This is a genomic window from Curtobacterium sp. MCBA15_004, assembly GCF_001865055.2.
In the GTDB taxonomy this organism is placed as follows: Bacteria; Actinomycetota; Actinomycetes; order Actinomycetales; family Microbacteriaceae; genus Curtobacterium.
Genome location: NZ_CP126266.1, coordinates 713,951 through 730,916 on the forward strand (window position 1 = coordinate 713,951; position 16,966 = coordinate 730,916).

At 73.4% G+C, this 16,966-nt stretch carries 15 protein-coding genes; 5 read left to right on the forward strand and 10 right to left on the reverse strand.

Translation table 11 applies throughout. The features are described from left to right. Positions 1-66: 66 nt before the first annotated feature. Complete coding sequence (locus QOL16_RS03385; RefSeq protein ID WP_071284827.1) at positions 67-507, forward strand: hypothetical protein; 441 nt, start codon at positions 67-69, stop codon at positions 505-507. A 100-nt stretch (positions 508-607) separates the two neighbouring features. Here the strand turns inward: QOL16_RS03385 and purF are convergent, their stop codons facing one another. Beyond that, on the reverse strand, positions 608-2,065 hold the full coding sequence (gene purF, locus QOL16_RS03390; RefSeq protein ID WP_065963708.1) for an amidophosphoribosyltransferase: 1,458 nt from the start codon (positions 2,063-2,065) through the stop codon (positions 608-610). 71 nt (positions 2,066-2,136) lie between these two features. Between purF and purM the strand changes: the two genes are divergently transcribed. Beyond that, complete coding sequence (purM, locus tag QOL16_RS03395; RefSeq protein ID WP_083395050.1) at positions 2,137-3,237, forward strand: phosphoribosylformylglycinamidine cyclo-ligase; 1,101 nt, start codon at positions 2,137-2,139, stop codon at positions 3,235-3,237. A gap of 337 nt (positions 3,238-3,574) precedes the next feature. On the opposite strand, the gene QOL16_RS03400 is transcribed toward purM, so the two are convergent. The 8 genes from QOL16_RS03400 to QOL16_RS03435 all read right to left on the reverse strand — a co-directional run bounded on the left by QOL16_RS03400 (position 3,575) and on the right by QOL16_RS03435 (position 10,595). Beyond that, the gene (locus QOL16_RS03400; protein ID WP_065963704.1) at positions 3,575-3,799 is read right to left on the reverse strand and encodes a DUF3073 domain-containing protein; all 225 of its coding nucleotides are present in this window, start codon (positions 3,797-3,799) and stop codon (positions 3,575-3,577) included. 147 nt (positions 3,800-3,946) lie between these two features. Beyond that, positions 3,947-4,387: a DoxX family protein gene (locus QOL16_RS03405; protein WP_071284829.1), complete on the reverse strand. Its 441-nt coding sequence runs from the start codon at positions 4,385-4,387 to the stop codon at positions 3,947-3,949. A 232-nt stretch (positions 4,388-4,619) separates the two neighbouring features. Beyond that, a complete protein-coding gene (locus QOL16_RS03410; protein WP_071284865.1) occupies positions 4,620-4,895 on the reverse strand; it encodes a DUF3072 domain-containing protein in 276 nt (91 codons plus the stop codon). A 175-nt stretch (positions 4,896-5,070) separates the two neighbouring features. Further along, positions 5,071-5,832: a hypothetical protein gene (locus tag QOL16_RS03415; RefSeq protein ID WP_071284830.1), complete on the reverse strand. Its 762-nt coding sequence runs from the start codon at positions 5,830-5,832 to the stop codon at positions 5,071-5,073. A gap of 14 nt (positions 5,833-5,846) precedes the next feature. Then, a complete protein-coding gene (locus QOL16_RS03420; protein WP_071284831.1) occupies positions 5,847-8,180 on the reverse strand; it encodes an APC family permease in 2,334 nt (777 codons plus the stop codon). Positions 8,181-8,343: 163 nt separating this feature from the next. Then, complete coding sequence (locus QOL16_RS03425) at positions 8,344-8,937, reverse strand: PadR family transcriptional regulator (protein WP_071284832.1); 594 nt, start codon at positions 8,935-8,937, stop codon at positions 8,344-8,346. Then, on the reverse strand, positions 8,934-9,809 hold the full coding sequence (locus QOL16_RS03430; protein WP_065963694.1) for a DUF4097 family beta strand repeat-containing protein: 876 nt from the start codon (positions 9,807-9,809) through the stop codon (positions 8,934-8,936). Before QOL16_RS03430 ends, QOL16_RS03425 begins: the two co-directional genes overlap by 4 nt. 114 nt (positions 9,810-9,923) lie before the next feature. Beyond that, a complete protein-coding gene (locus tag QOL16_RS03435) occupies positions 9,924-10,595 on the reverse strand; it encodes a YitT family protein (RefSeq protein WP_071284833.1) in 672 nt (223 codons plus the stop codon). A gap of 61 nt (positions 10,596-10,656) precedes the next feature. Between QOL16_RS03435 and QOL16_RS03440 the strand changes: the two genes are divergently transcribed. The 3 genes from QOL16_RS03440 to QOL16_RS03450 all read left to right on the forward strand — a co-directional run bounded on the left by QOL16_RS03440 (position 10,657) and on the right by QOL16_RS03450 (position 16,462). Then, positions 10,657-12,123, forward strand: coding sequence for a PLP-dependent aminotransferase family protein (locus QOL16_RS03440; RefSeq protein WP_071284834.1), 1,467 nt, complete (start codon positions 10,657-10,659; stop codon positions 12,121-12,123). 163 nt (positions 12,124-12,286) lie between these two features. Further along, a complete protein-coding gene (locus QOL16_RS03445) occupies positions 12,287-12,943 on the forward strand; it encodes a DUF6518 family protein (RefSeq protein ID WP_065963072.1) in 657 nt (218 codons plus the stop codon). Positions 12,944-13,084: 141 nt separating this feature from the next. Next, a complete protein-coding gene (locus tag QOL16_RS03450) occupies positions 13,085-16,462 on the forward strand; it encodes an efflux RND transporter permease subunit (protein WP_083395052.1) in 3,378 nt (1,125 codons plus the stop codon). 125 nt (positions 16,463-16,587) lie between these two features. Here the strand turns inward: QOL16_RS03450 and QOL16_RS03455 are convergent, their stop codons facing one another. After that, positions 16,588-16,839, reverse strand: coding sequence for a hypothetical protein (locus QOL16_RS03455; protein ID WP_065963070.1), 252 nt, complete (start codon positions 16,837-16,839; stop codon positions 16,588-16,590). Positions 16,840-16,966 lie beyond the last annotated feature (127 nt).

The following is a 16,966-nucleotide window of genomic DNA, read 5'->3' on the forward strand; positions in this document are numbered from 1 at the left end:
ATCCTCTCCCGGACGGGCCGGGGGCGCCAGGCCGGAGCACGTCCCACAGTGGGGGACAATGGACGGGTGAGCGACACCGACCGACCCGACGAGCGCCCGTCCGTGGCGCCGGCACCGAACGCCGTCACCTCGCCGGACGAGGTCACCATCCGCCGCGCACCCAAGTTCGGGGTCTTCATCCTCGGCGGTGCGGTGCTCGGCTTCCTCGCCACGCTCGTCGTCGTGTCGGTCACGATGGACATCGACCGCGGCGACCAGCAGGACGCCAGCTTCGGCACCCTCGTCGGCTACTTCTCGCTCTGGGGCGTCACCATCGGCGCGGCCGTCGGTGCGGTCGTCGCCGTCGTGCTCGACCGGGTGCTCGCCCGTCGGGCCGCCAACCTGACCGCGGAGCGCGTCGCGGTCGAACCGGTCCCCGACACCGTCGACGGCGAGATCGAGGACCACGGCACCCCGGCGCAGCCCCCGCGGGCCGACACGGACCCGTCGGCGGACACCGACCGCTGACGGTCGCCACCACACGACGGTCGCCACCACACGACGGACGGGAGGCGCGGTGCCGGCCGGCACCGCGCCTCCCGTCCGGTGGGTCGCGTCGTGACGCGACCTAGCTGAGCTGGTTCGCCTCGACCCAGGAGAGGTACTCGGGCGTGACCGAGCCGGTCACGTACTCGCCCGTGAAGCAGCTCATCTCGAGGTCGGTGACGTCCGACCCCTCGATGATCGCGTCGCGCATGTCCGCGACCTCCTGGTAGATGAGGTGGTCGCTGCCGAGGACGCGGTTGATCTCGGGGATCTTCCGGTCGTGCGCGATGAGCTCCATGCGCGTCGGCATGTTGATGCCGTAGACGTGCGGGAAGCGCACCGGGGGAGCGGCGCTCGTGAACGTGACCTCGTTCGCGCCGGCGGCCCGGGCCATCTCGACGATCTCGCGGCTCGTCGTGCCGCGCACGATCGAGTCGTCGACGATGAGGACGTTCTTGCCCTTGAACTCGGACGACATCGCGTTGAGCTTCTGCCGGACGGACCGCTTGCGCTCCGCCTGTCCCGGCATGATGAAGGTGCGGCCGACGTAGCGGTTCTTGAAGAAGCCCTCGCGGTAGTCGATGCCGAGCTTCTGCGCGACCTGCATGGCGGCGGGACGCGAGGAGTCGGGGATCGGCATCACGACGTCGATGTCGCCGGTGGGGGCGTACTGCGCGATCGTGTCGGCCAGGCGGTTGCCGAGGCGGAGACGGGCCTCGTAGACCGAGATGCCGTTCATGACCGAGTCGGGACGGGCCAGGTAGACGTACTCGAAGGAGCACGGCACGAGACGCGGGTCCTTCGCGCACTGGCGGGCGTGCATCTGGCCGTTCATCTCGATGAAGACGGCCTCGCCGGGGGCGATGTCGCGCACGATGTCGTAGCCGCCGGACTCGAGCACGAGCGACTCCGAGGCGACGACCCACTCGGGCTGCCCGGCCTCGTCGAACTTGTGCCCGAGGATGAGCGGCCGGATGCCGTACGGGTCGCGGAACGCGAGCAGACCGTGGCCCGCGATCGTCGCGATCGTGGCGTACGAGCCCTCGACGCGCTCGTGCACGCGCTCGACCGCGTCGAACACCTGCCCGGCGTCGAGCTCGCTGCCGCGGACCTGGCCCTGGAGCTCGTGCGCCAGGACGTTGACGAGCAGCTCGGTGTCGCTCGTGGTGTTGAGGTGCCGACGGTCGATGTCGAACAGCTCGCGGGTGAGCTCCCGCGTGTTCGTGAGGTTGCCGTTGTGCACCAGGACGATGCCGTACGGGGCGTTCACGTAGAAGGGCTGGGCCTCTTCCTCGTTGCTCGCGACGCCCTTGGTGGCGTACCGGACGTGGCCGAGGCCCATCGTCCCGAGCAGTGCCCGCATGTCACGGGTGCGGAAGCCCTCGCGGACGTGGCCGCGTGTCTTGTGCATGTGGTGCACGCGACCCTCGACCGTGGCGATGCCCGTCGAGTCCTGGCCCCGGTGCTGCAGGAGCAACAGGGCGTCGTAGATGGATTGGTTGACGGGCCCCTGCGCAACGAGGCCGACGATGCCGCACATTCGCGGAGTGCTCCAGACCGTAGGATCGGGTGGTACCGAACAAGTCTGCCATGCCCCGCGGAGGACAACGCATGCCGAACCCGTACGCAGCCGCCGGCGTCGACACCGCTGCCGGTGACCTGGCCGTCGAGCTCATGAAGTCCGCCGTCTCGGCGACGCACAACGCATCGGTGCTCGGAGGGGTCGGCGGGTTCGCCGGGCTCTACGACGTGTCGTTCCTCAGGGAGTACGCGCGGCCGCTCCTCGCGACCTCGACCGACGGCGTCGGCACCAAGGTCGCCATCGCACAGGCGATCGACAAGCACGACACCATCGGCCAGGACCTCGTCGGCATGGTCGTCGACGACATCGTCGTGGTCGGGGCGAAGCCGCTGTTCATGACGGACTACATCGCCTGCGGCCGGGTCGTCCCGGAGCGCATCGCCGACATCGTCGCCGGGATCGCCCGCGGCTGCTCGGCCACCGGCACCGCGCTCGTCGGCGGCGAGACCGCGGAGCACCCGGGGCTGCTCGGCCCGGACGACTACGACGTCGCGGGCGCCGCGACCGGGGTGGTCGAGGCCGACCGCCAGCTCGGTGCACACCTGGTCGAGGACGGCGACGTGGTCGTCGCGATCGAGTCCTCCGGCCTGCACTCGAACGGCTACTCGCTCGTCCGGCACATCCTGTCGACGAAGGGCGTCGGCTACGCCGACCAGCTGCCGGAGTTCGGCACCGGCGTCTCCGTCGGCGAGGCCCTGCTCGAGCCCACGCGCCTGTACACCGCGCCGCTGCTCGACCTGCTCGGGTCGCAGCCGGGCGCCGTGCACTCCCTGTCGCACGTCACCGGTGGTGGCATCGCCGCGAACCTGGCGCGCGTCCTGCCGGTCGGCACCTCGGTCGAGGTCGACCGCGCCACCTGGACCCCGCCCGCGGTGTTCCGGGTGCTCACGGACATGGCCGGGACGCCGATCGAGGACACCGAGTCGACCTGGAACCTCGGCATCGGGATGTTCGCGGTCGTCGCGGCGTCGGCGGCGGAGTCGGTCGTCGCGGCGCTCGGTGCCGCGGGCCTGCCCGCGTGGACGGTCGGTGCGGTGTCGACGGCGCAGCGCGACCTGACCGGGTTCGAGCAGGGCGCGAAGGGCGTCGACGGGGGAGCCGTCCGCCTGGTGGGGTCCTACCGGGCCTGAGCGCGGGGCGCGGCGCGGCTCGTTGCGCTGCCCGAGGTTCCACGATCTCGGCACCCCGAGCTCCGAGCGGGCCGTCATCGGCACCTCGACGCTTCCCGCGCGGCGAGTCGTGCGACCTCGGCGGGTGGGCTCGACGCGTTGCGCGAGTGCGTGCACGCGGACGGGGCCAGCGCGCGACTCCGCAGCGTGAAGACGTCGTGCGCGTGGAGACGCCGTACACGCAGCGACGCCGGAGCCACAGGTGCGCCGCACACGTGGAGACGCCGTGCACACGACGACGCCGGACACGCAGAGACGCCGTGCACCCGGAGGTGCACGGCGTGTCAGACCTCGAGGGTCAGGCGGACTTGTTCTGGTCCTGGGTGTCGAGCTCGTCCGACTCGTCCTCGACGTACTGGTCCGGACCGTACTGGTCCGCCCATCGGTCGATGTACGAGTTCTCGTCCGAGTCGTGCCCGGAGGAGAGCTCTCGCTCGAGCTCACCGTAGTTCGTCTGCGGGCTGAAGTACTTCAGCTCCCGGGCGACCTTGGTGTGCTTCGCCTTCTGACGGCCGCGCCCCATGCGTGACCCCCTCGTGATCGGCTCTGGCCCGGTCCTGGCGGGTGCGGAAGGCGACCCGGGGAACCGAACGATTCGTGGTTTGAAATCTGGCGTCCACTCTACCATCTGTGCCGTTCCGACTCGGTCGCGCCGAGCGGTCGGGCGCGTTCAGGCAGGGAGCGGCTCGGTGACGCCGCGCTTCCGGCGTGCGGATCGGAGCACGAGCGCGTCGACCGAGAACCGTCCGGGGCTGGTCAGGGCGACCGCGAGCGAGGCCACCGCGAGCACGAGGACGTACTCGAAGCCGCCGTCCTGGGCGAAGAACCCGGCCTCGGCGTGGGCCAGCAGCCCGGCCACCACCATGTCGAGGGCCAGCAGGACCCCGACGACGCGGGTGGCGACGCCGAGGACGAGGAAGACGCCGCCGACGACCTCGAGGCCGGCGACGACGGGCGCCGCGACCTCGGCGAACGGGACGCCCATGCCTGCGAAGGCCTGTGCGACGCCGGGGATGCCCTGCGCGAACTTCTGGGCGCCGTGGGCGATGAACACCACGCCGAGGACGATGCGGAGCGCGGTCAGGCCGATGGAGGTCGATGTCGTTCGCATGCCGCCGACGGTAGACGGTGACGCGTCACCGACCCCGTCCGTCCAGGCGGACGTCCCGGACTTCACCAGGGTTCCCCCAGGCTGGGGTCCGCCGAACGCAGGACACCGCGGCACGGCGGTCCGCCGAACGCAGGACACCGCGGCACGGCGGTCCGCCGAACGCAGGACACCCCGCCCGCCCGGACCGCCACGGGACGGTCCGGACCGGACCGGACGGGGTGTCCGCGCGCGGTCAGGAGTCGGCGCCGCGCCCGGTCTGCTGCTGCAGGCGGTCGATGTGCTCCGACGCCTCGGCCTTCGTGAGGTCGGCGGGGAGCTCCTCGCCGGCCTCGCGGGCGAGGGTGTCGAGGTAGCTGCGCTGCGGGCCGGTCATCGGCTCGTCACCGGTGACCCACTGCTCCGGGTCCTTGCTCGCGGTGGTGGAGGGGTCGGGACGTGCGCCGCCGAGGGTCTCGCCCTGGTGGCCGGCGTCGGGGGTCTGCTGCTCGGCGCGGTCTGCATCACTCATGGCGGTGACGGTACGCGCGGGACCGCGGGTGACCCGCAGCACGGCGTCCCCCGGACAGCGGACAACGGGGAACGGACCACGGGGGGAACGCACCACGGACGGCCGCCGGCGACCGGCAGCACGGCCCCGGACGGTGGTCAACGGAGCGCAGGGACCCCGGTCCCGTCCGTCAGCCTCAGCCCCCGACGACCGTGTACCGCACGAGGTCCGGCCCCACGGCGCTCGACGCCACCGGGACCGGCTCCTCCGACCCGTCCCGACGGAGCCAGATCGTCGCCGCCCGCTCGTCGATGCGCTCGACCTCGTGCAGGTCCCCGTCGAGCAGCACGGCGGCCCGGACCTCGACCGTCCCGGTGGCCGGACGCGGTGGCAGCCCGACGACGTCGGCCCCGTACACGGCGTGCTGCCCGGGCGCCAGGAACGGCGACACCGGGGTGGTCACGACCTCGAGCCCCTCGTCGACCGCGCGCACCGCGACGAGGCGGACCGCCTGGTCGGTGGGCAGCGGGACGTCGACGACCGGGGCGTCGACGGGGCCGGCCAGTGCGCGGAACGCGGGCCGACCGTCGGCGGCGAGGTGCGCCTCCAGGCCGTCGATGCGGACGCGACCGCGACCACGGGAGTCGGCGTACCGGCCGGGCTCCAGCCCGGAACGGCGTGCTTCGAGGCGGGAGACGACGATGCGGTCCGGTCGGTACCAGTCGCGCAGGGTGGCGGGGTCGACCCAGCCGATGCTCGCGACCCCGCGGGCGAGGTCGGCGTCCTCGTCGGCGGGGCGTTCGTCGACCGCTCCGAGCGGGTGTGCGCCGCGCACCGGGACCAGGCCCGCGTACGGGCCGGCGGCGGGCGGCGTGTGGTCGAGCACCTCGACGCGCTGCGACACCTTGCCGCCGTGGCCGTCGAAGGTCGCGTAGGTGCGCAGGTCGGAGTTCGTCATGTCGAGGACCGATGCTACGACCGGTCGCCGCCGTCGTTCGGAGGTCCGGCCACCACCGGCACGAGGACCCGCAGCTCACCGGTGCACAGGGACTGGTCGAGGCCCTCCGCGGGACCGGCGGGGCGGGTGGCGCGACGCGCGGGGCCGGTCGGCCGCCCCGTGTCGTCGCCGGAGGTCGGCCGCAGGCTGTTGCGCCGGTCGGACCGCAGCAGACGGTCGGCCGGCGTCCCCGAGGGACCGCCCCCGAAGCCGGCACCGGCACCGGCGGCGGCACCGGTCCCGGCACCGGTCCCCGCCCCGCCCCCGTGCGGCGCCCGCCGCAGCGCCGGCCGCACCGGTTCGCCCCGGCGCTCCTGGCCGGGCAGCGGCCGCGACCGCCGGCCGTACAGCAGCTCGGAGGAGTCGAGCAGCCACGGCACGAGCGCCACGGTGACGCCGTGCACGAGCAGGAGCTTCCTGCGGATGCGCCGGCCGCGGTGGTTGTGCAGCATCGACTCCCACCAGTGGCCGACGACGAACACCGGCGTGTAGACCGTGACGACCTCGGAGCCGTGCACCGCCCGACGCGCCTTGATGTGGTGGATGAGCGGCATCGAGATGTCCCGGTACGGGCTCGGCACGATCGTCAGCGGGACCTCGATGCCGTGCTCCGCCCACTGCTCGCGGAGTCGTTGGGCCTCGGCGTCGTCGATCGCGACGTGCACGGCCTCGAGCCCGGCGTGCTGCGCGGCGATGGCGTAGTCGACGGCCTTGAGGACGGGCTTCTGCAGCTTGTTGACGAGGACGATCGCGTGGTCGCCGCTCGCACCGAACCGGGTCTCGGCGTCGACCGCGATCTCGTGCGAGACGTCGCGGTAGTACCGGTTCACGCCGAGCATGAGGACGAACAGCACCGGCATGATGACGAAGACGAGCCAGGCGCCGTGCGTGAACTTCGTGATCGTGACGATCACCAGCACCACGGCGGTGAACGTCGCGCCGACCGCGTTGATCGTCAGGGAACGCCGGACCTGTGCGCGGTCGAGCGATGGCTCGCCGGCGAGTGCCCGGGTGCCGTCCCGGTCCTCGCGGAGCTGCCGGGTCCAGTGCCGCACCATGCCGGTCTGTCCGAGCGTGAACGACACGAAGACGCCGATGATGTAGAGCTGGATCAGGCTCGTGACGTTCGCCCGGTACACGACGAGCAGCGAGACGGCGACGAGCGCCAGGACGATGACGCCGTTCGAGTAGATGAGCCGGTCGCCGCGGGTGGAGAGGGCCTTCGGCGCGTACGAGTCGCGCGCCAGGATCGACCCGAGCAGCGGGAAGCCGTTGAACGCGGTGTTCGCGGCGAGGAGCAGCACGGCAGCGGTCGTCGCCTGCACCACGTAGAACAGGACGCTCCCGTCGCCGAACGTCGCGGCGGCGATCTGCGCGATGAGGGAACGCTGCGGCGCGGTCGCGCACGCCGTGAACCCCTGCAGGTCGCAGGCCCGCTCGGCGTAGTGCACGCGGGAGACCAGGGCGAGCGTGACCAGGCCGACGAACAGCACGATCGCGATCGACCCCATCGCGACGAGCGTCTTCTGCGCGTTCGCGATCTTCGGGCGGCGGAAGGCCTGCACGCCGTTCGCGATCGCCTCGACGCCGGTCAGTGCCGAGCAGCCGGACGCGAAGGCACGGAGCAGCAGCAGGACGAACGCGGCCTGGGTGGTGTGCTCGACGTTCTGCACGGTCCACCCGGCGGACTCGGCCACGGGGGCGTGCCCGAGCGCGGCCCGCACGAGCCCGGTGACGATCATCACGAACACGGAGCCGACGAACAGGTAGGTCGGCACCGCGAAGGCCTTGCTCGACTCGCGCACGCCGCGGAGGTTCACCCCCGCGAGCAGCACGACGAACGCGACCGCGACCTCGATGCGGAACGGGTCGAGTCCGGGGAGCGCGGAGATGATGTTGTCGACGCCCGACGCGACCGACACCGCGACCGTCATGGCGTAGTCGACGAGCAGGGCGCTCGCCACGACGAGTCCGGCCTTCTCGCCGAGGTTGCGGTGCGCGACCTCGTAGTCGCCGCCGCCGGACGGGTACGCCTTGATGAGCTGCCGGTAGGACGCGACGACCACGACGAGCAGCAGCACCACGAGCGCGGCGACCCACGGCGCGAGCGTCAGGAACGCCATGCCGCCGAGCAGCAGGATCATGAGGAGTTCCTGGGGCGCGTACGCCACGGACGACAGCGGGTCGCTCGCGAAGATCGGCAGTGCCAGGTGCTTCGGGAGGAGCTGTCCCTCGAGCTTCTCGGAGGGGAGGGGATCCCCGATCAGTCGCGCCTTGAGCGACCGCACCTCGTTCGTCACGAGCGGCAAACCTACTCAGTTCACCGGACGAGTCAACACTGTGCGGATCGACAGGTGCCCCGGTCCGCCGTGCCCGCCGTGAGGCGCGCCCCGCGTCGGTCCGTCGGCCCGCGTTCCGTGGATGCGACGGACGGGAGGCGCGGCACGCCTCCCGTCCGTCGGCCCGCCTCGGTCAGAGCGAGCGGCGCAGGGCCTCGAGTCCGTCGCGCAGCCGCGTCACCGCGTCGTCGGTGAGCGTGCCGCGCGTCGCGCGGCTCCGCAGGTCGGCACCCACCTGCTGCCGGAAGGACGCGATGGCCGTCTCGACGTCGCGGAGTGCCCGGGCGCCCGCGGACGGGACGTCCTCCGGCTGCCCGGCCGACGGCGCGGTCGGCTTCGTGCGCGGTGCCTGCGCGCTCGCCGCGAGGTCGGCGCGGAGGGACCGCATCGCCTCGCCCACCGAGGCGCGGACGCCGTCGGCGAGGGACTTCACCGAGTCGGCGACGCCGTTCTCGACCGCGGCGATGTCGTCGGCGCGGGCGTCGAGCTCGGCCCGGCCGGCGTCGGTGATCGCGTAGACCGTGCGGCGGCCGTCGGTCGTCGCGGTGACGAGCCCCTCGGCCTCGAGCTTCGCCAGGCGCGGGTAGACGGTGCCGGCGCTCGGCACGTACGTGCCGCCGAAGCGGTCGCCGAGGGCCTGGATGACCTCGTACCCGTGCATGGGGCGGTCGGCCAGCAGGACGAGCAGGTACAGGCGCAGGTGGCCGTGGGCGAAGACGGGGCTCATGCGGGCGCCTCCGTCGGCTGGTCGTCGGTGCCGGTGGTCGGCTCGGTGGACGGAGTGCCCGCCCAGGCGTCGGTCACGGGCGGGGCGTGCACGACGGCGACGCCACCGGACACCGAGTTGACGCGGAGGTCGAGCCACTGGCCCGAGAGCTCCCCGGACTGCTGCACGTGCGAGCCGCGCACGCCGCGCAGCTGGGCGTCGTCGAACTGCAGCGTGCCGGTCGCGGTGCTGACGGTCGCGCGGTAGGCGACGCCGTCCTCGAGTCGGACGTCGACCGACCCCGACACGGTGTTCACCCGCGCGGAGTCGGGCGTGCCCTGCAGGTCGAGCAGCACGTCGGCGTTCACACCGTCGGCCGTGAGCCGGGGGATCGCGCCGGTCGCGACGACGTTGCCGGACACGGTGCGCACCGTGAGGGCGCCGTCGAGTCCGCGGACCGTCGTGGTGCCGGACACCGCGTGGACCGCGAGGTCGCCGGCCAGACCGTCGACGACGACGTCGCCCGAGACCGTGTTCACCGAGGCGCCTCGGTTCGTGCCGGAGAGCAGCGCGCCCGCCGACACGACGCCGATCGTCACGCGGGCGTCGCGGGGCACGAGCACGCTCACGTCGGCCGAGTCACGACCGCGGAAGGACTTGAGGAAGCCGAGCGGGTCCTCCCACCCGATCTGCGGGTGGTCGATGGTGAGCGTGTCGCCGTCCAGCTCGATCTTGAGCTGCTTGCCGGACACGCCGTGCACCTCGATGCGGGCGGTCGGCTCGTCGTGCGCGACGACGTCGACCTGTCCACCGGCCAGTCCGACGCGCAGGGCGCGGACGATCCCGGTGTCGATCACCTTCGGCTCGTCGACGAGCCACTTCTCCTGGGCCATGGTGCCTCCTGGTACTCGCGTTGTATCGCGTTCTGGCCGTCACGATACATCGCGTGTGCGGGGTGGTCGACGGACCTCAGCGCATCCCCAGCAAGCCGGTGGGGACGGTCCCCGTCACGGGACGGGCGCGGGTGCCGCGGCGGGGGTGGGGCGTGCCTCCCGGCCGGTGTCGGCGACCACCTGCAGCGGCGACCAGGGCAGTCGACGGAACAGCGGCATGAGCGGTTGCACCAGCGGGCCGATCGCGAACGCGGCGACCACCGTGCCCACGCCGACGTCGCCGCCGAGTAGCCAGCCGACCGCCACGACCGTGACCTCGATGACCGTGCGCGCGAGCCAGAGCGGCCAGCCGAACCGCTCGTGCACGCCGACCATGAGCCCGTCGCGGGCGCCCGTGCCGAGTCCGGCACCGATGTAGCAGGCCGTCGCGACGGCGAGCAGGGCGACCCCCGCGACGAACAGCGCGACGCGGGCCACGATGCCGTCCGGTTCCGGGACGAGCCAGAGCACGAGGTCGGCGGACGGGCCGATCGCGAGCACGTTGCACAGCGTGCCGATGCCCGGGCGCTGCCGGAGCGGGATCCACAGCAGCAGGATGACGACGCTCGACACGACCGTGACCACGCCGAAGGACCACGGGAGGACGTGCTCGAGACCCTGTGTGAGCACCGTCCACGAGCTGACCCCCACGACCGCGCGGACCTGCAGGGCGGTCGCGGCCCCGTAGAGGAACAGCCCGACGAGCAGTTGCACGGAGCGGAGCACGAGCGCGGGAGAGCGGGACATGCGCCGATGGTGGCGCGGGATTGGCATGGTGGTCGAGAGCCAATCCGGCTACCGTGGACCCGTGACCCCGGTCCTCCGCAGTCCCCGGCCCCTCGGCGCCCGCGCCGCCGCGCTCCTGCTCACCGACTGGCGCGGCGGCTCCGACGCCCCCGCGTACGAGGCGCTCGCCGACGCCCTGCGCGTGCTCGTCATCGACGGGCGGATCCCGGTCGGCGTCCGGCTGCCGGCCGAACGCGGGCTCGCGGACGCCCTCGGGGTCTCGCGCACGACGGTCGCGAACGCCTACGCCCGGCTGCGCGACGACGGGTTCCTGGTGTCGCTCCGGGGCTCCGGCAGCGTCGTCCACCTGCCGCGCGACCTGGTCGGCCGTCCCGACCCGGAGCAGCTCGGCGGCGTCGTGCCCGGCGATCTGCTCGACCTGCGGAAGGCCGCGCTGCACGCCGCTCCCGAGGTCGCCGAGGCCGTCGAACGCGCGGTCCGGCACGTGCCCGCGGCGCTCGCCGGGATCGGGTACGACACCGTCGGCGACCCGGGCCTGCGGGCCGCGATCGCCGCGCGGTACACCGAGCGCGGCCTGCCCACAGACCCGGCCCAGGTCGTCGTGACGATCGGCGCGCAGCACGCGATCGCCCTGCTGGCGCGCGTGCTCGTGCGCCGCGGCGACGCCGTGCTCGTCGAGTCGCCGACCTACCCGCACGCGCACGAGGCCTTCCGCGCGGCCGGTGGCCGACTCGTCGGGGTGCCGGTCGACGCGCACGCCGGTTGGGACGAGACCGCGCTCGAGACGACCCTGCGTCGGACCGCACCCGCCGTCGCCTACGTCATGCCCGACCTGCACAACCCGACCGGGGCGGTCATGTCCGCCGCGACCCGGGACCGCCTGCTGACCGTCGCCGCGTCGACCGGCACCGTGGTCGTCGCGGACGAGACGATGGGCGAGCTGCGGATCGACGGTCCCGCCGCGGTGCCCCTGGCCGTCGCCGACCCCGCGGGCGAGCGGGTCGTGATGATCGGCTCGGCCGCCAAGGTCTTCTGGGGCGGGCTCCGGATCGGCTGGGTCCGCGCGGCTCCCGACCTGCTGCAACGGCTGCTCCTCGCCCGCCCGACGGGCGACCTCGGCACCCCGGTGCTCGACCAGCTGGTCGTGCGGGAGCTCGTCCCGCGCACGGCGGCCGTCCTGGAGGCGCGGCGCACCTTCCTGCGCGCTGGTCGCGACGACGTCGTGGCCGCGTTGCGCGCGCGGCTCCCCGAGTGGGACGTCCCGTCGCCGGCGGGCGGGTTGACGACGTGGGTCGGGCTCGGGCGGCCGGTGTCGAGCGCGCTCGTGCTCGCCGCTCGGGCCGAGGGCGTGGTGCTCGCCTCCGGCGGGGTGTTCGGCCCCGACGGCGGCTTCGAGCGGTTCCTGCGGGTGCCGTACACCGGGTCGGCGGGGGACCGGGAGCGCATGGTCGACGTGCTCGAGCGGGCGTGGGCGCGGGTCGGCGGGGTCGGTGCGGGGGCGCGCGGGTCGCTCGCGGCGGTGGTCTGAGCCCGCCGCCGCGGTCGGGGGCCGTCGCGGTGGTGCGAGCCCGCGACGGTGGTCCGGGCTCCCGGCGTGCTCCGCTGTGTCATCCCACAGGTGGAGGTCACCGGCACGGTGTCGCCCGGCAGGGTGACGCGGCGGGCTGCCGTCGCCCGTCAGGCTGCTCCCCGTGACCCCGATCTCGCCCGCACACCGTGACCCCGCTCCGGTCGTCCCGGCCGTCCCCGCCGCTGCACGCGTCACGATGGCCCTGGCGGCGGCGCTGCTCGTCGGGGTCCTCACCTCGTTCGGGCAGGCGGTCCAGGCGTTCGCCGTCGCGGCCAACTCCGCGGCGCCCTGGTTCGGCGTCGCGGTGCTCCTGTGCCTGCTCGCACGGGTCCGGACCGGCCGCGTCGCCCTGCCGCTCGCGATGCTGCTCGGCGTGGTGCTGCTCGAGCTCATGCACGTCGGGTACTGGGCGGCCACGAACCTGCGCGGCTACCCCGACGTCCTGTCGCCGACCGGCTTCTGGGTGGTGGTCGGGGTCCCGGCCGGGCTCCTCGCCGGTGGGGTCGCCGTCGCCCTGCGCGTCGGTGGTCCCGTGGTGCGCGCGGGTGCCCTCGGGGTCGTCGCGGCGGTGTTCGTCGGCGAGGGGGTGCGGGCACTGCACAGCGTCGCGACCGCCGAGACGCTGCCGGGCTGGATCGCCCAGGTCGTCATCGGGATGGTCGTGCTCGGCGTGGCCGTGTGGACAGCGCCGAGCACCACCGCCCGGACGGTCGCGCTCGTGACCGGGGTCGTCGGGGCCGCCGGGGTGCTGGCCGCGTACCTGCTGCTCGGCGGCTGACCGTCCGCGGGCCGTCCCGGGAGCCGGCCCACCGCGTTGCCCGGTCGGGTCGGCCGGACGCGCAGCCCGGACGTGCAGCCCGGCCGCGCTGCCCGGCCTCGGGCGGTCCCGACTCGCAGGGAGTGCTGGGAGGATCGGACGGTGCACTTCCTCTCGGTCTTCAGCATCCGGAACCGCGCGCTCATCGCCCTCGTCACGATCGTCGTCGCGGTGTTCGGCAGCGTCGCACTGACGAACCTCAAGCAGGAGCTCATCCCGAGCGTCGAGTTCCCCCAGGTCGCCATCGTCAGCGCCTACCCCGGGGCGACTCCGGAGGTCGTGTCGAACGACGTCTCGACCAAGATCGAGCAGGCGATCCAGGTGGTCCCGAACCTCGAGTCGACGAGCGCGACCTCGTCGACCGGGCAGAGCGTCGTCTCCGCGTCGTTCGACTACGGCTCGAACCTGGCCAGCGCCGAGGACAAGATCCAGACCGCGGTCAACGCGCTCTCGCTGCCCGACACCGTGCAGACCCAGATCGTGACCGGGTCGTTCGACGACCTGCCGGTCCTGCAGCTCGCCGTCACGGCCTCCGGCAACCAGGAGCAGCTCGTCGACCGGCTGAACGCCACGGCGATCCCCGACCTCGAGAAGCTCGACGGGGTGCGCCAGGCCGACGTCTTCGGCAACCCCGGGCGCCGCGTCGTGATCACCCCGAACGAGGACGAGCTCGCGGCGCGGGGGCTCACCTCGCAGTCGATCTCCGACGCGCTCGACGACAACGGCACGCTCATCCCGGGCGGCACCATCACGCAGGACGGCAAGACGCTCTCGGTGCAGACCGGGCAGCGGATCGCGTCGATCGCCGACATCGAGGCGCTGCCGCTGACGGCGGCGTCCGGCGGGTCGTCCACGTCGTCCTCCGCGAGCACCGGCGGTGCCGGCGGCACCGGCGGTGCCGGCGGCACCGGCGGTGCCACGGGCGGCGCAGCCGCGTCCGGTGACGGGACCGCCGGGGGATCGGCTGCGGGTGGGACCGGCACCGGGACCAGCGCGACGGGCGGGACGGGCGCGAGCCGGGCCTCCACGGCGACCTCGCTCGGGGACGTCGCGACCGTGCAGATCGAGGAGTCCCCGCGGACGTCGATCAGCCGGGTCGACGGCAAGACCGCGCTGACGATCGCGATCACGAAGACGCAGGAGGCCAACACGGTCGACGTGTCCGAGACCGTGAAGGACGCCCTGCCCGGCATCGAGGCCAAGGTCACCGGCGACCCGCGCTTCACCGTCGTGTTCGACCAGGCGCCCTACATCCAGCAGTCGATCGACTCCCTGGCCGAGGAGGGGCTGCTCGGCCTCGGGTTCGCCGTGATCGTCATCCTGGTGTTCCTGCTGTCCGTCCGTTCGACCATCGTCACCGCCATCTCCATCCCGACGTCGGTGCTCCTCGCGGCGATCGGCATGCAGGCCGCCGGCTACACGCTGAACATCATCACGCTCGCCGCGCTCACGATCGCGATCGGACGCGTGGTCGACGACTCGATCGTCGTCATCGAGAACATCAAGCGGCACCTGCAACCGGGCGTCGACCGCGGCCGGGCCGTGCTCGACGCCGTCCGCGAGGTCGCCGGCGCCGTCACCGCGTCCACCCTGACCACCGTCGCGGTGTTCCTGCCGGTGGCGTTCGTCGCCGAGCTCGTCGGCGAGCTGTTCCGGCCGTTCGCGCTCACGGTCACGATGGCCCTGATCGCGTCCCTGCTCGTGTCGCTCACCATCGTGCCGGTGCTCGCGTACTGGTTCCTCCGTGCGCCGAAGGGCCACGCGCACGCCGCGGGCCGGGCGGCCACGACCGGCTCGACCGGCTCGCTCGCGTCGGGCGCGGACCTGCACGACGCCGGCGCCCCCGACCGCCTGCGCCGCGGGTACCAGCCCGTGCTCCGGTGGGCGATCGGCCGACCGGCACTCGTGCTCGTGCTCGCGCTGCTCGTCCTCGGCGGCACCGCGGCCGCCGTCCCGTTCGTCAAGACGAACTACCTCGGCGACTCCGGGCAGAACACCTTCACGGTGACGCAGGACCTCGCGGCCGGCACGAGCCTCGACGTGCAGGCGGACGCCGCGCGCAAGGTCGAACGGGTGCTGCAGGACGTCCCCGGCGTCGAGACCGTCCAGACCACCATCGGCACGAGCGGGCAGTCGATCCAGGCGGCGTTCGGCGGCGGGGCGTCGGCCTCGGTGCAGTACAACGTCACGACCGACTCGGCCCGCGACCAGACCACCATCCAGTCGACCGCCCGGCAGCGGATCGACCGCATCGACGGCGTCGGCGAGGTCAGCCTGTCGTCGGCCGGCGGCGGGTTCGGCGGGTCGAGCGACATCGAGGTCGACGTCACCGCGCCGACCCAGTCCGAGCTGCAGACCGCCGCGAATACGGTGCTCGCGAAGATGCGCGGCGTCGACGGCACCACGAGCGCGACGAGCAACCTCGCCGCCGCCGAGCCGTACCTCGCGGTGAAGGTCGACCGCCGTGCCGCCGCCGAGCGGGGTCTCACCGAGACGCAGGTCGGCGGGCTCGTCGCCGTGGCCGTCTCGCCCCGGGACACCGGCTCCGTCGAGATCGACGACGCGACGCTCGACGTCTACATCGCCGACCCCGCGCCGCCGACGACGATCGACGCGCTGCGGTCGCTCTCGATCCCGACGGCGACCGGCGCCGTGCCGCTGTCCGACCTCGCCACGGTCGAGCAGTCCGAGGGGCCGACCTCGATCACGACGTCGAACGCCGTGCGCACGGCGACGATCACCGTGACACCCGACGCGTCGAACCTCGGGGCAGCGGTGCAGAACGTCACCGCCGCCGTCGACGGGATCGACCTGCCGAAGGGTGCCTCGGCGTCGATCGGCGGTGTCGCGTCGAGCCAGTCGTCCGCGTTCAGCCAGCTGCTCCTGGCCGTGCTCGTCGCGGTGCTCATCGTCTACGTGATCATGGTCGCGACCTTCCGCAGCCTGCGGCAGCCCGTGATGCTCCTGGCGTCGGTGCCGTTCGCCGCCACCGGGGCGCTCCTGCTGCAGATCGTCACCGGCATCCCGCTCGGCGTCGCGTCGCTCATCGGCCTGCTCATGCTCGTCGGCATCGTCGTGACGAACGCGATCGTGCTCATCGACCTCGTGAACCAGTACCGACGCCGCGGGCTGCGCGTGCACGAGGCCCTGGTCGAGGGCGCCACCCGACGCCTCCGACCGATCCTGATGACCGCGCTCGCGACGATCTTCGCGCTGCTGCCGATGGCGATCGGGCTCACCGGGAAGTCCGGGTTCATCTCGCAGCCGCTCGCACTCGTGGTGATCGGCGGCCTGGTGTCGTCGACGCTGCTCACCCTCGTGGTGCTGCCGGCGCTCTACGCCCTGGTCGAGGGGTTCTTCGAGCGGCGGGCCGACCGTCGGGCCGAGGCGGAGCGTCGGGCGGAGCCCGGCGCTGGGTCTGGGTCTGGGTCAGGAGCCGGGGCTGCGGCGCACGGCGAGGCCGAGGCGCCGACGGTCTGACCGGGGCGCGCGCCGGGTCCGATCGTGACCAGGGCGCGTGGGATCCGGTCGTGACGGGGGCGCGGGATCCGGTCGTGACCGGGGCGCGCCGGGTCCGGTCGTGACCGGGGCCGCGACGCCCGGGCTCAGCCCCGGTCGCCGGTCCCGGGCTCGGCCGTCCGGAACCAGGACACGAGCACGCACGTCAGCGTCACGAGGAACACCATCGCGGCGAGCTGGGCCAGCACGGCCAGGTGCCCGGTCGACGCCGCGTACCCGCCGAAGGCGACCGCGGCGACGAACGACAGGCCGAGCAGGAGCTCCACCGCGACGCGCAGCGGTCCCCGGTGCTGCCACTCGGCGGTGGTGCGGGCGGGGCGGGTCGTCGTGTCGGTCACCCCGGCAGTCTGGGCGTGTCGGGACCGGAGCGCCACGCCCGAGTCCGGGGGACACGGACACCGCGCGGCCGAACCGGCCCGGGACCGGCGGCCGACGCGGCCCGGGGCCGGCGGCCGACGCGGCCCG